Below are 21,812 nucleotides of genomic sequence, written 5' to 3' on the forward strand. Positions count from 1 at the left end.
GAGGCGGTCATGCTGAAGATCTGGGGTCGGAAAAACTCATCGAATGTCAGAAAGCCATTGTGGGCCGCCGAAGAGCTGGGACTGGCCTACGAGGCTATCGATGCCGGTGGCGCCTTTGGTGTCGTCGATACACCCGAGTACCGCGCGATGAACCCCAACGGTCGGGTGCCGGTGCTGGATGACGATGGTTTTGTGTTGTGGGAATCCAACGCCATCGTGCGTTACCTGATGGCCCGTCACGCCGACGGCACGGCCTGGTATCCGGCGGATCTGCAAGCCCGCGCCAGCGCCGACAAATGGATGGACTGGACCACCTCAAGCTTTGCCGGCCCGTTCCGTACCGTGTTCTGGGGTGTGCTGCGTACCCCGGCAGACCAGCAGGACTGGCCCGCCATCAAGGCGGCGATCAAGGAGTGCGACACGCTGCTGGCGATGGCCGATCAGGCGTTGGCGAGCAAGCCCTATCTGTCCGGAGACGAGATCGGCATGGGCGATATTCCCCTGGGCAGTTTCATTTATGCCTGGTTCGAGATGCCGATCGAGCGTGCGCCACAACCGCATCTGCAGGCCTGGTACGCGCGGTTGAAACAGCGTCCGGCGTATCAAAAGGCGGTCATGACCGCGTTGACTTAATACTCACTATCGACACGCTTGACTGTACTTGTGTGGCGGCGACAAGCACCATTGTGCCAAGTTGTTGCGGTTGTATTGTTCGCCGCCGCCCATACTTATCCTTTTCTTCCCTTCTTGGTGCGTAAATCAGATATGAGTTCCGCTCTGTCCATCCGGCAGCTAACCAAAACCTACGGCAACGGTTTCCAGGCCCTGAGTGGTATCGATCTGGAAGTCGCCGAAGGTGACTTTTTCGCCTTGCTCGGCCCGAACGGTGCCGGCAAATCCACGACCATCGGCATTCTCTCGACCCTGGTGAACAAGACCAGCGGCACGGTGAATATCTTCGGTCACGACCTGGACAGGAATCCTGCGCAGCTCAAACGCTCCATTGGCGTGGTGCCTCAGGAATTCAACTTCAACCAGTTCGAAAAGACCTTCGACATCGTCGTGACCCAGGCCGGCTACTACGGCATCCCGGCGAAAATCGCCAAGGAACGCGCCGAGCAGTACCTGACCCAGCTGGGCCTGTGGGACAAGAAGGACGTGCCGTCGCGTTCACTGTCCGGCGGCATGAAGCGGCGCCTGATGATCGCCCGCGCGCTGGTTCATGAACCGCGCCTGCTGATCCTCGACGAACCGACTGCCGGGGTGGACATCGAGCTGCGTCGCTCGATGTGGAGCTTCCTCACCGAGCTGAACCAGAAAGGCATCACCATCATCCTCACCACCCACTACCTGGAAGAGGCTGAGCAGTTGTGCCGTAACATCGGCATCATCGACCATGGCACCATCGTCGAGAACACCAGCATGCGTCAGTTGCTCAGCCAACTGCATGTCGAAACCTTCCTGCTGGACCTCAAGGGCGTCCTGCCAGCCGCGCCTCAGTTGCTCGGCTACCCGTCCCGGCTGATCGACAGCCACACCCTGGAAGTCCAGGTGGACAAGTCCATGGGCATCACCGCGCTGTTCACCCAGCTGGCGCAGCAGAACATCGAAGTGTTGAGCCTGCGTAACAAAACCAATCGCCTCGAGGAGTTGTTCGTGTCCCTGGTGGAGAAAAATCTGTCGAAGGTGGCGGTATGAGTTCCGAGCTGCGCCCCAACCTCGTTGCCCTCAACACCATCGTTTACCGTGAAGTCCGGCGTTTCACCCGGATCTGGCCGCAGACCTTGCTGCCGCCGGCCATCACCATGGTCCTGTACTTCGTGATCTTCGGTAATCTGATCGGTCGGCAAATCGGTGACATGGGTGGCTTCACTTACATGGAGTACATCGTGCCGGGGCTGATCATGATGTCGGTGATCACCAACTCCTACGGCAACGTGGTGTCGAGTTTCTTCGGCAGCAAGTTCCAGCGGTCCATTGAAGAACTGATGGTCTCGCCGTTGTCGCCGCACACCATTCTGATCGGCTACACCCTGGGCGGCGTACTGCGCGGGTTGATGGTGGGGATCATCGTGACCCTGCTGTCGCTGTTCTTCACCCATTTGCAGGTGCATCACCTGGGCGTGACCATTCTGGTGGTGGTGCTGACCGCGACGATCTTCTCGTTGCTGGGTTTCATCAATGCGGTGTTTGCGCGCAATTTCGATGACATCTCGATCATTCCGACTTTCGTGCTGACGCCACTGACCTACCTGGGCGGGGTCTTCTACTCGATCACCTTGCTGCCGCCGTTCTGGCAGACCGTGTCCCTGGCCAACCCGGTGCTGCACATGGTCAACGCATTCCGCTACGGCATCCTCGGTGTATCGGATATCCGCATCAGCGTGGCGATCGCCTTCATGCTGGTGGCGACCGTGGTGCTGTATCTCGGTTGTGCACGGTTGCTGGTCAGCGGGCGCGGGATGCGTACCTGAGAAATACCGAGTCGTCTGTTTCGCGAGCAAGCCCGCTCCCACACTGGATCTATGTAGCACTGAAGATCCCCGTGGGAGCGGGCTTGCCCGCGAAAGCGTCAGCCCAGACACCACAAAAACGGCCTCCCAAAGTGGAGGCCGTTTTGCATTCTCACATCCGGCTCTTCTTGCGCCGCTTCCATTGCCGGGCCACCCACCAGCGCCAATACGCCATCACCATGAAGTAGGCCAGTGCCCCGAGTACCAGCCCCGTCACGACCGAGCCCAACAGAAACGGCTGCCACAAGGTCGAGATTTCTCCCCTGATCCATTCCCAGGTCAGCGAGTCCGGCAACTGCCGGGCGGGAACGTCCATCAGCCAGGCGCCGGCCTGGTAGGTGCAGAAGAATACGGCGGGCATGGTGATCGGGTTGGTCAGCCAGACCAGGCTCACGGCAATCGGCATGTTGCCGCGCACGATGATGGCGAGGATTGCCGCCAGCAGCATCTGTAGCGGGATCGGCAGGAATGCCGCGAACAGACCCACCGCCATGGCGCGGGCAACGGAGTGGCGGTTGAGGTGCCACAGGTTCGGGTCATGCAACAGCGTGCCGAGAAAGCGTAAGGACTTGTGTTCCCTGATGCTCATCGGGTCTGGCATGTAACGTTTGAATAAGCGCCGGGGCATAAGGCTTCTCGGTCGGTCAAGGCGGCAAGTATGTCTGGATTCTATGAGCTGCCCATTCAGACTTTGTGACAATTATTGACGACGCCCATCCGGCGGGCGGGCTAAGCCTTGTAGGGTACTCTCAAGGACGGGCTTATGCGCACAGGGATGATGGCGCTGGCGTTGGGTCTGCTGACCTTGCGCTTTTTACCGGTATTGCCGCCGGTCTGGTTGTGGCTGGCGATGCCGGTGGCGGGTTTGATGTTGCTGCCGTTCAGGACCTATCCGGCGGCGTTTTTTCTGTTTGGCTTGAGTTGGGCCTGCGCGAATGCGCAGTGGGCGCTGGATGACCGGTTGCCTCCGGCCCTGGACGGAGAAACCCGCTGGGTCGAAGGGCGGGTCACAGGTTTGCCCAGGCATGACGACGGTGTCGTGCGTTTCGAATTGACCGACATCCAGTCCCGACGTACCCGGCTGCCGCGGCAAATGCGTCTGGCCTGGTATGGCGGGCCGCCGGTGAACAGTGGCGAGCGCTGGCGCCTGGCCGTCAAGTTGAAGCGCCCGGTCGGGCTCCTCAATCCGCAGGCCTTCGACTACCAGGCCTGGTTGCTGACACAACATATCGGGGCGACCGGGACGGTCAAGGACGGCGAACGCCTTGCGCCAGCCCAATGGGTCTGGCGTGATGCAATCCGTCAGCGTTTGCTGGCGGTGGATGCCCAAGGGCGAAGCGGCGCGCTGACGGCATTGGTACTCGGGGACGGCGCCGGGCTGAGTCGCGAAGACTGGCAGGTATTGCAGGACACCGGTACGGTGCATCTGTTGGTGATTTCCGGGCAGCACATCGGATTGCTGGCGGGCGTCGTGTATCTGCTGATCGCCGGCCTGGCCCGCTTTGGGCTATGGCCGAACCGTCTGCCATGGTTGCCCTGGGCGTGTGGCCTGGCATTCGCCGCTGCGCTCGGTTACGGGATGCTGGCCGGTTTCGGGGTGCCGGTGCGACGGGCCTGCCTGATGATTGGAATGGTGTTGTTGTGGCGTCTACGGTTCCGTCATCTCGGAGCATGGTGGCCACTGTTGTTGGCACTCAACGGCATTTTGCTGCTGGAGCCGCTGGCGAGTCTTCAGCCTGGTTTCTGGCTGTCTTTCGCGGCCGTGGCCGTCTTGATATTGACCTTTGGCGGCCGGTTGGGGCCGTGGCGTTGGTGGCAGACCTGGACCCGTGCCCAATGGCTGATTGCAATCGGACTGTGCCCGTTGTTGCTGGCAATGGGGTTGCCAATCAGTCTCAGCGGGCCGCTGGCCAATTTGTTCGCGGTGCCCTGGATCAGTCTGGTGGTCCTGCCGCCGGCGTTGCTCGGGACGCTGTTGCTGCCGGTGCCTTATGTGGGGGAGAAACTGCTTTGGCTGGCTGGCGGCCTGATCGACGGGTGGTTCAGGGGATTGGGGCTCGTCTCCGGTCAGGTTCCCGCATGGGTGCCCGCGGCAGTTCCGCTATGGGCCTGGCTAATCGGTGCCATTGGCACCTTTTTGCTCTTGCTGCCGCGGGGCGTACCGATGCGCCCGTTAGGGTGGCCCCTGCTGTTGATGCTGGTTTTTTCGCCCAGGCCGATGTTGCAGGAAGGCATGGCCGAAGTCTGGCAACTGGATGTCGGTCAGGGTCTGGCGATCCTGGTGCGCACTCGGCATCACACGTTGCTGTATGACGCCGGACCGCGTTTCGGTGAGCTCGACCAGGGGGAACGGGTGGTGCTGCCGGCATTGCGCATACTGGGGGTGAAGGGGATCGACCTGATGCTGATCAGTCACGCCCATGCCGATCATGCCGGCGGTGCCCCGGCGATTGCCAAGGGCTTGCCGGTGAAACAGGTGGTCAGTGGTGAACCGTCAGACTTGCCTGTGGAGTTGCAGGCCGAGCGTTGTGAGAGCGGTCGGCAATGGACCTGGGATGAAGTCGACTTCCAGCTGTGGCATTGGCCATTGGCCGGCGACAGCAACCAGAACTCCTGTGTCTTGCTGATCGAGGCCAATGGCGAACGGTTGCTGTTGAGTGGCGACATCGATGCCGCCGCCGAGAGAGCCCTGCTGGACAGTCCGTTGGCCCTGCCCACCGATTGGCTGCAGGCGCCTCACCACGGCAGTCGCAGTTCGTCGTCCATGGCCCTGCTGGATGTCCTGCAACCTAAGGGTGCGCTGATCTCTCGCGGGCAGGGCAACTCGTTTGGCCATCCGCATCCCACGGTCATCGCGCGTTATCAAAAACGTGGAATGGCGATCTACGACAGCGCCGAACACGGTGCCATTCGTCTGCAACTGGGGCGCTTCGAGCCGCCGTGGTCAATGCGTCAGGAACGGCGTTTCTGGCGCGATCCGCCGCCCTTGAAGCAATAACCGAGTGTTATCAAAGCCCGACCGGATGCGACATCACGGTCTTCGGTGCGTCCACCCCCTATGTTAGAGTGGCGCACTTTTTCGAGGGGACTGTCACTGTGTGGGAATTGGTCAAATCCGGCGGCTGGATGATGCTGCCGATCATTCTGAGTTCCATCGCGGCCATGGCGATCGTCGCCGAGCGTCTCTGGACCCTGCGCGCCAGCCGCGTGACCCCGGAGCACTTGCTCGGGCAGGTCTGGGTCTGGATCAAGGACAAACAGCTCAATAAAGAAAAACTCAAGGAACTGCGTGCCAATTCGCCTTTGGGCGAGATCCTGGCGGCCGGCCTGGCCAACTCCAGGCATGGTCGCGAGATCATGAAGGAGTGCATCGAAGAGGCCGCTGCCCGGGTGATCCACGAGCTGGAGCGCTACATCAACGCGCTGGGCACCATCGCCGCCATGGCGCCGTTGCTGGGTCTGCTGGGTACCGTGTTGGGCATGATCGAGATCTTCAGTTCGTTCATGGGCACGGGCATGACGACCAACGCCGCAGTGCTGGCCGGCGGTATTTCCAAAGCCTTGATTACCACGGCTTCGGGCCTGATCGTCGGTATCCCGTCGGTGTTCTTCCACCGGTTTCTGCAACGGCGCATTGATGAGCTCGTCGTGGGCATGGAGCAGGAAGCCATCAAGCTGGTTGAAGTGGTGCAGGGCGACCGTGACGTTGATCTGGCTGAGGGCAAAGCGTGAAATTCCGCCGCAAGCAACGGGAGAACGTGGACATCAACCTCGTGTCGCTGATCGACGTGGTGTTTGTCCTGCTGCTGTTTTTCGTGGTGACCACCACCTTTACCCGTGAAACCCAGTTGCGCGTTGAGCTGCCGGAAGCGGTCAGTGGCGCATCTGCCGACGACCAGACCCGGCAGCTCGATATCGCCATCAGTGCCGACGGTGTGTTCTCGGTGAACAACCATGTATTGCCGAAAAGCGACCTGGCCACGTTGATGGAAGCGCTGCAGAAAGAATCCAATGGTGATACCAACCTGCCGTTGTCCATCAGCGCCGACGGCAAATCCCGGCATCAGTCGGTCATCACTGCGATGGACGCCGCCGGCAAACTCGGTTTCAGCCACTTGCGCATGACCACCATCGAGGCGGCGCCCCCCGCGCCCTGATGGCCATGTCCAATCGATTGCTCGCCGCGTGGTATGACGGTCATCCGGCCCTGAAGCTGTTACAGCCGCTGGAATGGCTGTACCGGCGCGTGGTCGTGAACAAGCGCAAGCGCTTTCTGGCGGGTGAGGGCGAGATCTATCAGCCGCCGGTGCCGTTGATCGTCGTTGGCAACATCACCGTTGGCGGTACCGGCAAGACGCCGCTGATTCTGTGGATGATCCAGCATTGTCAGCGCAGCGGCCTGCGGGTCGGCGTGGTCAGCCGCGGCTACGGCGCCAAGCCGCCGCAGCTGCCGTGGCGGGTCGAGGCCGATCAGAGTGCCGATTTCGCCGGTGACGAGCCGTTGCTGATCGTCCAGCGCACGGGCGTGCCGTTGATGATCGACCCCAATCGCAGCAACGCCGTCAAAGCGTTGCTGGCCAGTGAGCCGCTGGACCTGATCCTGTCCGACGACGGCATGCAGCACTACCGCCTGGCCCGCGACCTGGAGCTGGTGTTGATCGACGCCGCCCGCGGCCTGGGCAATCGTCGTTGCCTGCCTGCCGGGCCGTTGCGTGAACCGGTCGAGCGCCTGCAAAGCGTCGACGCGGTCCTCTACAACGGTGCCGCGGCTGACCGCGAGGATGGTTTTGCCTTTCAATTGCAACCCACCGCGCTGGTCAATCTGCGCAGCGGCGAACGGCGTCCCCTCGACCATTTCCCCGGCGGCCAGGCCCTGCACGCGGTGGCCGGCATCGGCAATCCGCAACGTTTCTTCAAGACCCTCGAAACGCTACACTGGCAGCCGGTTCCACATGCGTTTGCCGACCACGCCGAATACAGCGTGGAGGCTTTGAATTTCACACCGTCGTTGCCGTTGGTGATGACGGAAAAGGACGCGGTGAAATGCCGTGCCTTTGCCGCCGCCGATTGGTGGTACCTGGCGGTCGATGCTGTGCCGTCGCCGGCCTTCGTGGCCTGGTTCGACACCCAGCTGATGCGCCTGCTGCCGGATCGTTTGTTGCCTTAACTCCGTATTTTCCAGGGAATGCTCATGGACACCAAATTGCTCGATATCCTCGCTTGCCCGGTCTGCAAAGGCCCGCTCAAACTCAGCGCCGACAAGACCGAGCTGATCAGCAAGGGTGCAGGTCTGGCCTACCCGATTCGCGACGGCATCCCGGTGATGCTCGAATCCGAAGCGCGCACCCTGACCACCGACGAGCGCCTGGATAAATGACCACAGCCTTTACCGTCGTCATTCCATCGCGTTACGCCTCCACCCGCCTGCCGGGCAAGCCGCTGCTGCTGATCGCCGGCAAGCCGATGATCCAGCACGTCTGGGAACAGGCAAGCAAAAGCAGCGCCGAGCGGGTGGTGGTTGCCACCGACGACGCGCGCATCATCGAGGCCTGCAACAGCTTTGGTGCCGAAGTGGTGCTGACCCGTGAAGATCACAACTCCGGTACCGATCGCCTGGCCGAAGTCGCGATGAAGCTGGGCCTGGCGCCCGACGCCATCGTGGTCAACGTCCAGGGTGACGAGCCGCTGATCCCGCCGAGCGTGATCGATCAGGTCGCCGCCAACCTGGCAGCCCACGCCGAAGCGCGCATGGCCACCCTGGCCGAGCCGATCGAAGACGCGGACACCCTGTTCAATCCCAACGTGGTCAAGGTCGTCAGCGACCTCAATGGCCTGGCGCTGACGTTCAGTCGCTCCACCTTGCCCTGGGCGCGGGATGCGTTCGCCGTGAACCGTGAGCAGTTGCCCGAAGGTGTGCCGTATCGCCGCCATATCGGCATCTATGCCTACCGCGCCGGTTTCCTGCAGGATTTTGTCAGCTGGGGTCCATGCTGGCTGGAAAACACCGAATGCCTGGAACAGCTGCGAGCCCTGTGGCACGGTGTGCGGATCCATGTCGCCGACGCACTGATCGCGCCGCCAGCCGGCGTCGATACCGTTGAAGACCTTGAGCGCGTTCGTCGCCTGCTGGAGGCGTGATGCGGGTCCTGTTTGTCTGCCTGGGCAACATCTGCCGCTCTCCCACGGCCGAAGGCGTGCTGCGGCACAAGTTGCGTGAAGCGGGGCTGGCCGACCACGTCGAAGTCGCTTCCGCCGGTACCGGTGACTGGCATGTCGGCAAGGCGCCGGACAAGCGCAGTCAGGCCGCGGCGAAGTTGCGCGGTTATGACTTGTCCGCCCAGCGTGCCCAGCAAGTCACCCGGGCCGATTTCGCCACCTACGACCTGATCCTGGCGATGGACAACAGCAACCTGCGCAACCTCAAGGCCTTGCAGCCCACCAAGGGCAAGGCCGAGCTGGACCTGTTCCTGCGTCGTTACCAGTCGCAAATCGATGAAGTGCCGGACCCGTATTACGACGGCGAACAAGGCTTCGAGCAGGTGCTGGACCTGATCGAGCGCGCCAGCGATTTGCTGGTGATCGAATTGAAGGGACGGTTATGAGTTTGCAGGTTCAATCGCAGGTTTCGCTCAAGCCGTTCAACAGCTTTGGCGTGGATGTTCAGGCCCGGCTGTTTGCCGAGGCCCATAGTGACGCCGATGTGCGTGAAGCCCTGGCCTATGGGCTGGAACACAAGGTGCCGGTGCTGGTGATCGGCGGTGGCAGCAACCTGCTACTGACGGCGGACATCGATTCGCTGGTACTGCGCATGGCCACTCGCGGGATTCGCGTGCTGAGCGATGACGGTAGCCAGGTGGTGATTGAAGCCGAGGCGGGTGAGCCCTGGCATCCCTTTGTGCAACACACACTGTCCGTGGGACTGTCCGGCCTGGAAAACCTCAGCCTGATTCCCGGCACGGTCGGTGCGGCACCGATGCAGAACATCGGCGCTTATGGCGTCGAGATCAAGGACGTGTTCGCCGGCCTGACCGCCCTCGATCGCCAGACCGGCGAACTGCGCGACTTCACGCTGCAAGAGTGCAACTTCGCTTACCGCGACAGCCTGTTCAAGCAGGAGCCGGGGCGTTGGTTGATCCTGCGTGTGCGTTTCGCTCTCGACCGTGCCGCGCACTTGCACCTCGAGTACGGACCGGTGCGTCAGCGCCTGACCGAACAAGGCATCGACCATCCGACCGCCAGCGATGTCAGCCAGGCCATTTGCAGCATCCGCAACGAAAAACTCCCGGACCCGGCCGTACTCGGCAATGCCGGCAGCTTCTTCAAGAATCCCTTGGTGTCGGCGGCGCTGGCTGCACGGCTCAAGGGCGAATACCCGGACCTGGTGGCCTATGCGCAGCCTGATGGCCAGATGAAACTGGCCGCCGGTTGGTTGATCGAGCGGGCAGGGTGGAAAGGTTTCCGTGAGGCTGATGCTGGCGTGCATAAATTGCAGGCGCTGGTGCTGGTCAACTATGGCGGCGCAACGGGCCTGCAATTGCTGAACCTGGCGCAGCGCATCCAGAAAGACATTTCAGAACGTTTCCATGTCGACCTGGAAATGGAACCGAACCGCTATTGAGCTAAGCTTTCAGGACGGATCAAAAAGCCCTGCACGATGTTTATTGTGCAGGGCTTTTTTGTTAATACTCGGTTAACTTAGTCAGCTAACGATGCACTCTCTTGCTCCACCAAAGGCCCGGTGCAGGCGTCTGTGTCCGCATAAGAGAGCCTATTAGCCTGAGTCGATCTGCGTGCGACCCACCGAGATCCAGCGGCAGATTGCTCGACCCCATAACTCGAGAACTATGCGGGCGTGCCCATGATTACCCTGAAGCTCAATGGTCAAGACCATCAACTCGACGTCACCGAGGACATGCCGCTGCTCTGGGCGATCCGCGACGTGGCCGGTTATAACGGCACCAAATTCGGCTGCGGCCTGGGCCTGTGCGGGGCTTGCACCATCCATATCGAAGGGGCTCCGGCACGCAGTTGCATCACGCCCATCGGTTCAGTCGTCGGACAGAACGTCAGCACCATCGACAACCTGCACACCGATCCGATCGGCAAAGTCGTGCAGCAAGCCTGGCTCGACACGGCGGTCGCCCAATGCGGTTTCTGCCAGGGCGGGCAAATCATGTCGGCGACGGCGCTGCTCAAGACCAACCCGAACCCGAGCGACGAGCAGATCGAAGAGGCGATGGTCGGCAACATCTGCCGCTGCGGCACCTATAACCGCATCAAGACTGCCATCCGCCAGGCCACCACTCACCTGAAGGAGGCCAAGGCATGAACCGGTTACCGAATGATTTCACCCTGAGCAACCTCAGTCGCCGTGGTTTTCTCAAGGGCGTGGGGGCGACCGGGGCGCTGGTGATCGCCGCGAGTTGGGGCTGGCAGGACGCTTTTGCCGAAGAAAAAGACAAGAAGTTCGGCGCCGACGGCATGCCCCACGGCTGGGTTGATGATCCCAAGGTCTATGTGAGCATCGCCGCGGATGGCACGGTGACCGTGATCTGTAACCGCTCGGAGATGGGCCAGGGTGTGCGCACCAGTTTGACCATGGTGGTGGCCGATGAACTGGAAGCCGACTGGGCGATGGTCAAGGTGCAGCAGGCCCCAGGCGATGAAGTGCGCTTCGGCAACCAGGACACCGACGGCTCGCGCAGCATGCGTCACTGGTACGAGCCGATGCGTCGCTGCGGTGCCGCCGCGCGGACCATGCTCGAACAGGCTGCCGCCGCACAATGGAAAGTGCCGGTCGACGAATGCCATGCGCTACTGCACAAGGTCGTCCATGAGCCTTCTGGCCGCGAGTTCGGATATGGCGCCCTGGCCTCCGCCGCAAGCGCCTTGCCGGTTCCGGCCCGCGACAGCCTGAAGCTCAAGCAACCCGCGCAATTCCGTTACATCGGCAAGGAAGGCACCAAGGCCATCGACGGTGAAGATATCGTCAACGGTCGTGCGGTGTACGGCGCCGACGTGCATTTCGACGGCATGCTCTATGCGACCATTGCGCGGCCGACAGTGTATGGCGGCAAAGTCAAAAGCTTCGATGACAGTGCGGCGATGAAAGTCCCCGGTGTGGTCAAGGTGCTGCAGATCGAAAGCCGTCCGTTGCCCTCGGAGTTTCAACCCCTGGGTGGTATCGCCGTGGTGGCGAGTAATACCTGGGCGGCGATCAAGGGGCGCGAGGCGCTGAAAATCGAGTGGGACGACGGCCCCAACGCCCGCTACGACTCGATCGCCTATCGCAAGGAAATTGAAGCGGCCTCGCTCAAGCCCGGCAAGGTGGTGCGCAATACCGGCAACATCGAAAAGGCCATGGCCAACGCCGACAGCACGCTGGAAGCCTCCTACTACTTGCCGCATCTGTCACAGTCGCCAATGGAACCGATGGTCGCCATTGCGCGGTTCAAGGACGGTGCGTGCGAAGCCTGGGGGCCAAGCCAGGCGCCGCAGGTCACCCGGACACGGATCGGTGAACGCCTGGGCCTGCCGTTCGACAACGTCACCTTCAACGTGACCCTGCTGGGTGGCGGGTTCGGGCGCAAGTCCAAGCCTGACTTCATCATCGAAGCCGCCATCCTCGCCAAGGAATTTCCCGGTAAAGCGGTGCGGGTGCAATGGACCCGCGAAGACGACATCCATTGTTCCTATTTCCACACCGTGTCGGCCGAATACCTCAAGGCCAGCCTGAACAAGGATGGCCTGCCGTCCGGCTGGTTGCACCGTACGGTGGCGCCGAGCATCACTGCGTTGTTTGCGCCGGGCATGAACCATGAGGCGGCGTTCGAACTGGGCATGGGATTCACCAACATGGCGTATGCGATCCCCAACATTCGCCTGGAAAACCCCGAGGCAACGGTGCATACCCGGGTGGGTTGGTATCGCTCGGTGTCGAACATTCCCCATGGCTTCGCGATCCAGAGTTTTATCGATGAGCTGGCGCACAAGGCCGGGGAAGATCCGCTGAAGTACCAGATCAGATTGCTCGGACCGGACCGTCAGATCGATCCGCGCACCTTGAGTGAAGAGTGGAACTACGGCGAATCCCCCGAGCGTTATCCGATCGACACCGCGCGCTTGCGCACGGTGCTGGAGACTGCCGCCAAAGCCGCCGGTTGGGGGCGTGAGTTGCCCAAGGGGCGCGGTCTGGGCCTGGCGGTGCATTACAGCTTCGTGACGTATGTGGCGGCGGTGATCGAGGTGGAGGTGAAAGACGACGGTACGCTGGTGGTGCACAAGGCCGACATCGCCGTCGATTGCGGGCCGCAGATCAATCCCGAGCGGATTCGCGCGCAATTCGAAGGTGCCTGCGTCATGGGCCTGGGTAATGCGGTGCTCGGGGAAATCAGCTTCAAGGACGGCAAGGTCCAGCAGGATAACTTCCACATGTACGAAGTGGCGCGCATGTCCCTGGCGCCGAAAGAAGTGGCCGTGCATCTGGTGACGCCGCCGGGCGACGTCCCGTTGGGTGGTGTCGGTGAACCGGGCGTGCCACCGATTGCGCCGGCGTTGTGCAACGCGATCTTCGCTGCCACCGGCAAACGCATCCGCAGCCTGCCGGTTCGTTATCAACTGTCGGGCTGGCAGAAGGCTGGAGCCTGATGGACAGCGCCGATCTGAACGTCCTGCACAGCGTGTTGCAGTGGCATCGCGCCGGTCAGCGGGTGGTGTTGTACAGCGTGGTCGAAACCTGGGGCACTGCGCCCCGGGCACCCGGCGCCATGCTGGCCCTGCGTGAAGACGGTGTGGTGATTGGTTCGGTTTCCGGTGGATGTGTCGAAGATGACTTGATCGCCCGGTTGCACGACGGTCGCCTTGCGCTTGATGGGCCACCGGTGCAACTGATCACGTACGGCGTGACCCGCGAGGAAGCCGCCCGTTTCGGCCTGCCCTGCGGTGGCACCTTGCGCTTGACCGAAGAGCGCATCGACGATGGGGATTGGGTCGAGCAGTTGCTCGTTCGTTGCGAGGCCCATGAAATCGTTGCGCGTGAACTGAACCTGGCCACCGGCAAAGTGCTTTTGCGGCCGGCCAATAAAGCTGACGTGTTGACGTTCGACGGACAGACCTTGCGTGCGATCTATGGCCCGCGCTGGCGCTTGCTGCTGATCGGCGCGGGGCAGCTGTCGCGCTATGTGGCGGAAATGGCCCGGCTGCTGGATTTCGAGGTATTGATTTGCGATCCGCGTACCGAGTTTGTCTACGGCTGGGAAGAGCAGCACGGACGATTCGTTTCGGGTATGCCGGATGAGGCGGTATTGAATATCCAGACCGATGAACGCACGGCCATCGTGGCCTTGACCCATGATCCGCGTCTGGACGACATGGCGCTGCTCACGGCCCTGGACTCCAGGGCTTTTTACGTCGGGGCGCTGGGGTCGCGGGTCAACAGCCAGAAGCGCCGGGAAAACCTGGCTCAACTGGGGTTGTCGAAATCGGCGATTGACCGCTTGCATGGTCCGATCGGTTTGCACATCGGCAGTCATAATCCAGCGGAAATTGCCTTGTCGCTCATGGCAGAAATCGTGGCGGTCAAAAATGGCGTCGAACTGAAACAGAAGAAAATCCTGCAGGAGAGCGTATGAGCGAGTCCATCGGCGTCATCGTGTTGGCGGCGGGGCAGGGCAGCCGGTTTCGTCAGGTGGCGGGCGCCGAAAAGGACAAGTTAGTGGCCGATTGCACCGGGCGTGATGGCGCGGTGCGGTCCGTCATCGAGCACACATTGGTCAACCTGCCGGCGGCGCTGGACAAGCGCGTACTGGTCACCACTGCTGACCGCCCGCAAGTGATTCGCATGGCTCAGGCCTATGGTTGCGAGATTGTACTGATCGAGTCGACGGGAATGGGGGACAGCATTGCCGCTGGCGTCGCGGCCTGCAAGCAACTCGATGGTTGGCTGATGGTGCTGGGGGATATGCCGTTCATCCTGCCTTCCAGTATCGAGCAAGTGGTGGCGGGTATCAGCGATGACAGTATCAGTGTACCCGTGCAGGACGGTAAGTACGGGCATCCGGTCGGCTTCGGGCGGGACCTTGCTGCGGGGTTGATGGCGCTATCGGGGGATCGTGGCGCCAAACCGCTGTTTGCCCAAGGGCGGGTGGTTGAAGTGACCGTGGATGATCCCGGCGTGTTGTGGGATGTGGATTTGCCTGAGGCACTAACCTTCAGGCCAGCCTAGATCCTCTGTAGGAGCGAGYCTGCTCGCGATAGCGATCTGGCATTCAACATCGATGCAATCTGATCCACCGCAATCGCGAGCAGGCTCGCTCCCACAAGGGATTGCCGTGAAGACACGGATATAAAAAAAGCCCCGCCTGGGTTACCAGGCGGGGCTTTTTAGTGGCCGATGGAATCAGACGAGAGGTTTAGGCTCGTGCTCTTTTTCCTGGGCTTGCTCGTGTTGCTCTACCGCTTCCTGTACGGAGCGCGGTGCTTCGTGGATCACCGACTCAGCCGGCTCGGCAGCCACTTCAGCGGCCGGGGCAGGCGCTGCCTCAACTACTTCAGCAGCAACCGGTGCAGGCTCGGCAGCGACAACCGCTTCAGCCGGAGCAGCAGCGGCAGCCAGTTCAGCTTCCTTTTGCAGACGCTCGGCTTCACGCTTGCGACGACGCACTTCACGTGGGTCGTTAGGCGCACGGCCACTTGGCGTCAGGGCGCTGACAGGAGCGGCCTCGACTACCGCTGCAGGCGCAGGCGCTTCGGCAATTACCGGTGCTTCAACGACTGGCGCTTCAACCACCGGCGCTGGAGCCGGTTCTGCGGCGGCAACCACCGGCTCGGAAACCGTGGCTTCAACCACTTGGGTTTCAGCGGCTGGTGCCGGTGTTTCAGCAACGGCTGGCTCGGCCACCCAGTTGAACGCCGTTTGCTCTTCACGTACTTCGCGAACGGTTTCAGTCACGGTTTCGACAACCGCTTCTGCAACCACGGCAGGTGCTTCAATCTCTGGAGCCGGCTCGGCAGYCGCTTCAACGGCAGGCTGTGCCTCAGGCGCTGGTGCCACTTCGATTTCCGGCGCCGCAGTGACTTCGATCGGCGTGGTCGCTTCAACGACTGGCGCTTCAACCGGAGCGGTTTCCAGGGTCGCGGCAGTGGCGCGTTCGGCTTGCTCGTTGGCCTGTGCTTCGGCTGGAGCGCTGATCACGCTGCTGGCGACGGCTGCGGTAACAGCCAGGCCGGCGGCCAGATCGGCAACGCTCGGTGCTTCGGCGTTTTCGCCGGACTCGGACTCATCCGAACCTTCGATCACGTTGCCGTTGGCGTCACGCTGACGCTCGCGACGGTTGCTGCGACGACGCTGGCCACGGGAGCGGCGACGAGGACGATCGCCTTCGGCGCTTTCCTGGCCGTCTTCCTGCAGTTGCTCTTCGCTGGTGGTCAGTTCTTCTTCGGCTGCGGCAGCGGCTTGCTCGGCACGTGGCTGGCGCTCTTCACGCGGTGGGCGTGGAGCACGTTCTTCACGTGGCTGGCGAGCTGGACGCTCTTCAGCGGTAGCAGCAGCGGCTGGAGCGGCTGGAGCGGCATCCAGAGGCTCGCGCAGTTCACGAACGCGCTCTTCGCGCTCACCACGTGGCTTGCGATCTTCACGCGGTGCACGCGGTGCACGTTCTTCACGAGGAGCGCGTGGTGCGCGTTCTTCGCGGGCTACTGCCGGAGTCTCTTCACGGGATTCACGTGGCTCACGGACTTCGCGAGGCTGACGCTCTTCACGTGGCTCACGTGGTGCGCGTTCTTCACGCGGTGCACGCTCCTCGCGAGGCTTGCGCTCTTCATCGCGGCGAACGTTACGGTTGCGGCTCTGCTGGCGACCGTTGCGACGCTCTTCGTTGCGGGCCGGACGCTCGGCGGCAGGCTTTTCAACCACAACCGGCGCGACAGGCTCTTCCTTGGTGGCGAACAGGCTCACCAGCGACTTCACCAGGCCCTTGAACAGGCTTGGCTCTGGCACGGCAGCCGGAGCCGGGGCTGGCGCGGCAACTTCGGTCGGAACCGGAGCGTTGGCGCGGGCCGGCGCCGTCTTGACCGCTGCTTCCTGGCGAACCAGGGTGCGGGTCGCAGCGGCAGGCTGGACTTCTTCCACTTCAGCAGCGGCAGCGGCGATTTCGTAGCTGGACTGGTTGGTGGCCGCTTCCGGGCTGTCATCACGCAGGCGCTGCACTTCGAAGTGCGGCGTCTCGAGGTGATCGTTCGGCAGGATGACGATGCGGGCGCGGGTGCGCAGTTCGATCTTGGTGATCGAGTTGCGTTTTTCATTGAGCAGGAACGCGGCCACCGGGATCGGCACTTGTGCACGAACTTCGGCGGTGCGGTCTTTCAGGGCTTCTTCTTCGATCAGGCGCAGGATCGCCAGGGACAGCGATTCAACGTCACGGATGATGCCGGTGCCGTTGCAACGCGGGCAGACGATGCCGCTGCTTTCGCCCAGGGATGGACGCAGGCGCTGACGGGACATTTCCAGCAGGCCGAAGCGCGAGATGCGACCGACTTGCACGCGGGCGCGGTCGGCTTCCAGGCATTCGCGGACTTTCTCTTCCACGGCGCGCTGGTTCTTGGCAGGGGTCATGTCGATGAAGTCGATGACGATCAGGCCGCCGATGTCGCGCAGGCGCAACTGACGGGCGATTTCTTCGGCGGCTTCAAGGTTGGTTTGCAGCGCGGTTTCTTCGATGTCGCTGCCTTTGGTGGCGCGCGCCGAGTTGATGTCGATGGACACCAGGGCTTCGGTCGGATCGATCACGATGGAACCGCCGGAAGGCAGTTCGACGACGCGCTGGAATGCGGTTTCGATCTGGCTTTCGATCTGGAAGCGGTTGAACAGCGGAACGCTGTCTTCGTACAGCTTGATCTTGCTGGCGTACTGCGGCATTACCTGGCGGATGAAGGTCAGGGCTTCGTCCTGGGCTTCAACGCTGTCGATCAGCACTTCGCCGATGTCCTGGCGCAGGTAGTCGCGGATCGCGCGGATGATCACGTTGCTTTCCTGGTAGATCAGGAATGGCGCGGCGCGATCCAGCGAGGCTTCCTTGATGGCGGTCCACAGTTGCAGCAGGTAGTCGAGGTCCCACTGCATTTCTTCGCTGCTGCGGCCCAGGCCGGCAGTGCGCACGATCAGGCCCATGTCGGCCGGGGCAACCAGGCCGTTCAGGGCTTCACGCAGTTCGTTGCGCTCTTCGCCTTCGATGCGACGGGAGATACCGCCGGCACGCGGGTTGTTCGGCATCAGCACGAGGTAACGACCGGCCAGGCTGATGAAGGTGGTCAGGGCGGCGCCCTTGTTGCCACGTTCTTCTTTTTCGACCTGAACGATGACTTCCTGGCCTTCGCTCAGGACGTCCTTGATGTTGAYGCGACCTTCCGGGGCTTTCTTGAAGTATTCGCGGGAGATTTCTTTGAGGGGCAGGAAGCCGTGGCGCTCAGAGCCGAAATCGACAAAGGCAGCCTCGAGGCTTGGTTCGATGCGAGTAATCCGGCCTTTATAGATGTTGGCCTTCTTCTGCTCGCGTGCACCGGATTCGATGTCCAGGTCGTAGAGGCGCTGGCCATCTACCAGTGCAACACGCAACTCTTCGGGTTGAGTTGCGTTAATCAGCATTCTTTTCATGTAGTACCGTCGGTTTCCGGGCTGCCGGAAACGGCGTTCGGCACACACGACTTCTCACGGTCGGTGTCAGGTGCGTCGGGAGTGGTTGGCCATTTCCCGTGTCCAGCGAAGTCCGGCCAATGTGGGCCTTCATCGCGACGTACGCGTCCTGCTTGCTGTGGCTACTTAAGCACTCAGTCAGGAGGAGGAATCAACCAGCGGCTGTGGACGAGATGAAGCGTCTTGAGAAAGCCTGTTGCTACACAGTCCGGCGGTTGTGCATCTCCACCCTACACGTATCCCTGATAATTCGGGTGCTGCCGCGCGCAGAATCCGCAGCGGGTTGGCATTTACCGTGAGCTCCGAAAGGGGAGGTCACGCATCATGGCTAATTTAGGCGTTGTTTCCGATGCCTTCGCTCGGGGTCATTTGCAACTGACTGCACTTTGTGAACTGGCCGTGAATATGGCTCGCAAAACGAGTGAAAAACTCTGCTTTGTGGCGTGATTCAGGCCTCATGTCACCTGCGCTCGTTACACCTGCAAACTCCACCGTTACGTAGCGAAAGCCCCGTAGGACGGCCTCGCGTCCTGGTGAATTGCGTTGGTCAGGGCCGGTTTTTGACCGTTGGTCCGCTGTCCAGGCCGCTTTTGGCGACGTTCGCGACTATAGCAGCAATGATTAAGTGCTTCAATTCCATAAAAAATTGTTATCATCCGCAGCATGACGACGACTACCCCCCCGACTCCAGGCGTACAACTGCTTGAGGTCTCGCCGGAATATGCCGGCCAACGTATTGATAATTTCCTTCTCGCCCGACTCAAAGGCGTGCCCAAGACCTTGATTTATCGCATTTTGCGCAAGGGCGAAGTGCGTGTGAACAAAGGTCGGATCAAGCCCGAGTACAAGCTGCAGGCGGGCGATATCGTGCGCGTGCCGCCGGTTCGCGTGCCCGAACGCGACGAGCCGGTGCCGCTGGCGCAAGGGCTGTTGCAGCGGCTCGAGGCTTCGATTGTCTTCGAAGACAAGGCGCTGATCGTGATCAACAAGCCTGCGGGCATTGCGGTGCACGGCGGCAGCGGCCTGACTTTCGGGGTGATCGAAGCCTTTCGTCAGTTGCGCCCCGATTGCAAAGAGCTCGAACTGGTTCACCGTCTCGACCGTGATACGTCCGGCCTGTTGATGATCGCGAAGAAGCGCAGCATGTTGCGCCACTTGCACACCGCGTTGCGCGGTGATGGCGTCGACAAGCGCTACATGGCGCTGGTCCGCGGTAACTGGGCGAGCTCGATCAAGCAAGTCCGTGCGTCGCTGGGCAAGAGCAATCTGCGCTCCGGCGAGCGCATGGTCGAGGTCGACGAGGAGGAGGGGAAGGAGTCCGTGACCGTGTTCAAGGTCCTGCGCCGCTTCGGCGACTTTGCCACCCTGATCGAAGCCAAGCCGATTACCGGCCGGACTCACCAGATCCGCGTCCATACCTTGCACGCCGGGCATTGCATCGCTGGCGACACCAAGTATGGCGAGGAGGGTTTCAGCAAGGAAATCCGCGATCTGGGCGGCAAGCGGCTGTTCCTGCATGCCTACATGCTGACCGTGCCGCTTCCAGATGGTGGTGAGCTCAAGCTGCAAGCGCCGGTTGACGAAATGTGGGCCAAAACCGTGGAGCGATTGAGTGCGCCCATCTGATTACAAGCTGCTGATCTTCGATTGGGACGGCACGCTGGCCGATTCCATTGGCCGGATTGTCGAGGCGATGCATGTTGCCTCCCGGCGCTCCGGTTTTGAACAGCGCGACGATTTTGCCGTCAAGGGCATCATCGGTCTGGGCTTGCCGGAAGCGATCCGCACCCTGTACCCCGAAATCGGCGACGCCGACCTGATCGCGTTCCGCGAGCACTATGCCGAACATTATATTGCGTCGGAGGCTGTGCCTTCGCCGCTGTTCGAGGGTGTGGTCGAGTCGCTCGAGGCGTTTCGTGCCGAGGGCTATCATCTGGCTGTGGCGACCGGCAAGGCCCGTCGCGGGCTGGATCGGGTGTTGAAGTCCCATGGCTGGGAGAATTACTTCGATATCACCCGTGCCGCTGACGAGACCGCCAGCAAGCCCCATCCGTTGATGCTCGAGCAAATTCTCGCCCATTGCGAGGTTCGCCCGGAGCAGGCGCTGATGGTCGGTGATTCGTCCTTTGATTTGCAGATGGCGCGCAATGCCGGCATGGGCTCGGTGGCCGTCAGTTATGGTGCTCAATCGATCGATGCGTTGAGGTTGTATGAGCCGCGACTGGCCATCGACCGTTTTTCAGAATTGCATGCCTGGCTGAGTCAGCGGGCTTAACCGGTTGTTTTTGGGGTGGATGGCATGACCGACGAATGGAAAGCGCCCGCCAAGGCGAGCGCAGAGAGCGGTGACGACAGAAGCTGGAAGCTGCTGGAAAAGACGCTGCTGGCCGGCGTTCAGGAGCAGCGCCGGTCCCGTCGTTGGGGGATATTCTTCAAGTTGCTGACTTTTGTGTATCTGTTTGGCGCAATTGTCCTGTTTTCGCCGCTGATGGATATGGAAAAAGCCGCTACTCGCAGCGCCCACTACACGGCGCTGATCGATGTGACAGGCATGATCGCCGACAAGGAATCGGCCAGCGCAGACAATATCGTTGGCAGCCTGCGCGCGGCTTTCGAGGATGAGAAGGTCAAGGGCGTCATTCTGCGCATCAACAGCCCGGGCGGCAGCCCGGTGCAGTCGGGTTATGTCTATGACGAGATCCGTCGTCTGCGCGGCCTGCACCCGGACATCAAGCTGTATGCGGTCATTTCCGATCTGGGGGCTTCCGGTGCTTACTACATCGCCAGCGCGGCGGACCAGATCTACGCCGACAAGGCGAGCCTGGTCGGCTCCATCGGTGTGACGGCGGCAGGTTATGGCTTTGTCGGCACCATGGAGAAGCTGGGAGTCGAGCGTCGCACTTACACCTCTGGCGAGCACAAGTCGTTCCTTGATCCGTTTCAGCCACAAAAACCGGAAGAAACTGCCTTCTGGCAGGGTGTGCTCGATACGACTCACAAGCAGTTCATTAACAGCGTCAAGCAAGGGCGTGGCGATCGCCTGAAGGACAAGGAGCATCCGGAGCTGTTTTCCGGTCTGGTCTGGTCTGGCGAGCAGGCTCTGCCACTGGGGTTGATCGATGGGCTGGGCAATGCCAGTTCGGTCGCGCGAGATGTGATCGGCGAGAAAGAACTGGTGGACTTTACCGTTCAGGAGTCGACATTCGATCGCTTCTCGAAAAAACTCGGCGCCAGCGTGGCTGAGCATTTGGCGATGTGGATGGGTTTCAGCGGTCCGTCGTTGCGCTGATTTTCATCGTGTAGAGAAGCCGGCCCAAGTGGCCGGTTTCTTTCGTTTGAACGCAGTCTCTGTAGCAGCTGGCGAAGCCTGCGTTCGGCTTGGTCCGCGCTCGGGCGCAGCAGTCGTAAAATCAGGGTTCGCGGTACGTCAGAGAGGTCGTGCAAGCCGGATTTACGACTGCTGCGCAGCCAAAGGGTGTCGCGGCTGAAATTGCTTAACTGACCGGCATTAGCCCAGGTGGCCGGTTTCTTTCGTTTGAGCGCAGTCTCTGTAGCAGCTGGCGAAGCCTGCGTTCGAGTGCGCAGCGCTCGCCGGGACATCCACCGCGACC

Annotated in this window: 20 protein-coding genes; 18 read left to right on the forward strand and 2 right to left on the reverse strand. The window is 61.5% G+C overall.

Features of this window, described 5'->3' with window-relative positions; all coding sequences use genetic code 11:
- Positions 1 to 9: 9 nt before the first annotated feature.
- The 3 genes from AB4Z35_RS18475 (at position 10) to AB4Z35_RS18485 (ending at position 2,474) form a co-directional block, all read left to right on the forward strand.
- Positions 10 to 633 carry a glutathione S-transferase gene (locus AB4Z35_RS18475; protein WP_108229768.1) on the forward strand — a complete coding sequence of 208 codons (624 nt, stop codon included), beginning with the start codon at positions 10 to 12 and terminating at the stop codon, positions 631 to 633.
- A gap of 132 nt (positions 634 to 765) precedes the next feature.
- Positions 766 to 1,698, forward strand: a complete 933-nt coding sequence (locus AB4Z35_RS18480) for an ABC transporter ATP-binding protein (protein WP_108229769.1) — start codon at positions 766 to 768, stop codon at positions 1,696 to 1,698.
- The gene (locus AB4Z35_RS18485; protein WP_007996641.1) at positions 1,695 to 2,474 is read left to right on the forward strand and encodes an ABC transporter permease; all 780 of its coding nucleotides are present in this window, start codon (positions 1,695 to 1,697) and stop codon (positions 2,472 to 2,474) included. Before AB4Z35_RS18480 ends, AB4Z35_RS18485 begins: the two co-directional genes overlap by 4 nt.
- A gap of 151 nt (positions 2,475 to 2,625) precedes the next feature.
- Here the strand turns inward: AB4Z35_RS18485 and AB4Z35_RS18490 are convergent, their stop codons facing one another.
- Entirely contained in the window at positions 2,626 to 3,141 is a 516-nt protein-coding gene (locus AB4Z35_RS18490; protein WP_442098546.1) for a DUF2062 domain-containing protein, read from the reverse strand.
- 135 nt (positions 3,142 to 3,276) lie between these two features.
- Between AB4Z35_RS18490 and AB4Z35_RS18495 the strand changes: the two genes are divergently transcribed.
- The 12 genes from AB4Z35_RS18495 (at position 3,277) to AB4Z35_RS18550 (ending at position 14,736) form a co-directional block, all read left to right on the forward strand.
- Positions 3,277 to 5,511, forward strand: a complete 2,235-nt coding sequence (locus AB4Z35_RS18495) for a DNA internalization-related competence protein ComEC/Rec2 (protein ID WP_442098547.1) — start codon at positions 3,277 to 3,279, stop codon at positions 5,509 to 5,511.
- 98 nt (positions 5,512 to 5,609) lie between these two features.
- The gene (locus AB4Z35_RS18500; protein ID WP_033052763.1) at positions 5,610 to 6,245 is read left to right on the forward strand and encodes a MotA/TolQ/ExbB proton channel family protein; all 636 of its coding nucleotides are present in this window, start codon (positions 5,610 to 5,612) and stop codon (positions 6,243 to 6,245) included.
- A complete protein-coding gene (locus AB4Z35_RS18505) occupies positions 6,242 to 6,670 on the forward strand; it encodes a biopolymer transporter ExbD (RefSeq protein ID WP_116263332.1) in 429 nt (142 codons plus the stop codon). Before AB4Z35_RS18500 ends, AB4Z35_RS18505 begins: the two co-directional genes overlap by 4 nt.
- Positions 6,670 to 7,680: a tetraacyldisaccharide 4'-kinase gene (gene lpxK, locus AB4Z35_RS18510; protein WP_442098550.1), complete on the forward strand. Its 1,011-nt coding sequence runs from the start codon at positions 6,670 to 6,672 to the stop codon at positions 7,678 to 7,680. Before AB4Z35_RS18505 ends, lpxK begins: the two co-directional genes overlap by 1 nt.
- 24 nt (positions 7,681 to 7,704) lie before the next feature.
- Positions 7,705 to 7,890, forward strand: coding sequence for a Trm112 family protein (locus AB4Z35_RS18515; protein ID WP_003179363.1), 186 nt, complete (start codon positions 7,705 to 7,707; stop codon positions 7,888 to 7,890).
- Complete coding sequence (gene kdsB / locus AB4Z35_RS18520; RefSeq protein ID WP_442098552.1) at positions 7,887 to 8,651, forward strand: 3-deoxy-manno-octulosonate cytidylyltransferase; 765 nt, start codon at positions 7,887 to 7,889, stop codon at positions 8,649 to 8,651. The genes AB4Z35_RS18515 and kdsB overlap by 4 nt, the downstream gene beginning before the upstream one ends.
- Positions 8,651 to 9,115 (forward strand): low molecular weight protein-tyrosine-phosphatase, encoded by a 465-nt coding sequence (locus AB4Z35_RS18525; protein WP_442098554.1) that lies wholly within the window; start codon positions 8,651 to 8,653, stop codon positions 9,113 to 9,115. Before kdsB ends, AB4Z35_RS18525 begins: the two co-directional genes overlap by 1 nt.
- Positions 9,112 to 10,131 carry a UDP-N-acetylmuramate dehydrogenase gene (gene murB, locus AB4Z35_RS18530; RefSeq protein ID WP_442098556.1) on the forward strand — a complete coding sequence of 340 codons (1,020 nt, stop codon included), beginning with the start codon at positions 9,112 to 9,114 and terminating at the stop codon, positions 10,129 to 10,131. The genes AB4Z35_RS18525 and murB overlap by 4 nt, the downstream gene beginning before the upstream one ends.
- A gap of 240 nt (positions 10,132 to 10,371) precedes the next feature.
- Positions 10,372 to 10,842, forward strand: a complete 471-nt coding sequence (locus AB4Z35_RS18535) for a (2Fe-2S)-binding protein (protein WP_442098558.1) — start codon at positions 10,372 to 10,374, stop codon at positions 10,840 to 10,842.
- Positions 10,839 to 13,160 (forward strand): molybdopterin cofactor-binding domain-containing protein, encoded by a 2,322-nt coding sequence (locus AB4Z35_RS18540; protein WP_442098560.1) that lies wholly within the window; start codon positions 10,839 to 10,841, stop codon positions 13,158 to 13,160. The genes AB4Z35_RS18535 and AB4Z35_RS18540 overlap by 4 nt, the downstream gene beginning before the upstream one ends.
- Positions 13,160 to 14,143, forward strand: a complete 984-nt coding sequence (locus tag AB4Z35_RS18545) for an XdhC family protein (protein WP_442098561.1) — start codon at positions 13,160 to 13,162, stop codon at positions 14,141 to 14,143. The genes AB4Z35_RS18540 and AB4Z35_RS18545 overlap by 1 nt, the downstream gene beginning before the upstream one ends.
- Complete coding sequence (locus tag AB4Z35_RS18550) at positions 14,140 to 14,736, forward strand: nucleotidyltransferase family protein (RefSeq protein ID WP_442098563.1); 597 nt, start codon at positions 14,140 to 14,142, stop codon at positions 14,734 to 14,736. The genes AB4Z35_RS18545 and AB4Z35_RS18550 overlap by 4 nt, the downstream gene beginning before the upstream one ends.
- A 174-nt stretch (positions 14,737 to 14,910) precedes the next feature.
- Here AB4Z35_RS18550 and rne read toward each other — a convergent pair whose 3' ends face one another.
- Positions 14,911 to 18,162, reverse strand: a complete 3,252-nt coding sequence (gene rne, locus AB4Z35_RS18555) for a ribonuclease E (RefSeq protein ID WP_442098564.1) — start codon at positions 18,160 to 18,162, stop codon at positions 14,911 to 14,913.
- 702 nt (positions 18,163 to 18,864) lie between these two features.
- On the opposite strand from rne, the gene rluC reads away from it, so the two are divergent.
- Genes rluC through AB4Z35_RS18570 form a run of 3 tightly spaced genes read left to right on the forward strand, consistent with a single transcriptional unit; the run spans position 18,865 to position 21,490 of the window.
- Positions 18,865 to 19,827, forward strand: coding sequence for a 23S rRNA pseudouridine(955/2504/2580) synthase RluC (rluC, locus tag AB4Z35_RS18560; RefSeq protein WP_095963753.1), 963 nt, complete (start codon positions 18,865 to 18,867; stop codon positions 19,825 to 19,827).
- A complete protein-coding gene (locus tag AB4Z35_RS18565) occupies positions 19,814 to 20,476 on the forward strand; it encodes an HAD-IA family hydrolase (protein ID WP_442098566.1) in 663 nt (220 codons plus the stop codon). Before rluC ends, AB4Z35_RS18565 begins: the two co-directional genes overlap by 14 nt.
- A gap of 24 nt (positions 20,477 to 20,500) precedes the next feature.
- Positions 20,501 to 21,490, forward strand: a complete 990-nt coding sequence (locus AB4Z35_RS18570) for a S49 family peptidase (protein WP_442098567.1) — start codon at positions 20,501 to 20,503, stop codon at positions 21,488 to 21,490.
- Positions 21,491 to 21,812 lie beyond the last annotated feature (322 nt).

Origin of the sequence: Pseudomonas sp. KB_15 (assembly GCF_052114525.1) — a bacterium.
Classification (GTDB): Bacteria; Pseudomonadota; Gammaproteobacteria; order Pseudomonadales; family Pseudomonadaceae; genus Aquipseudomonas.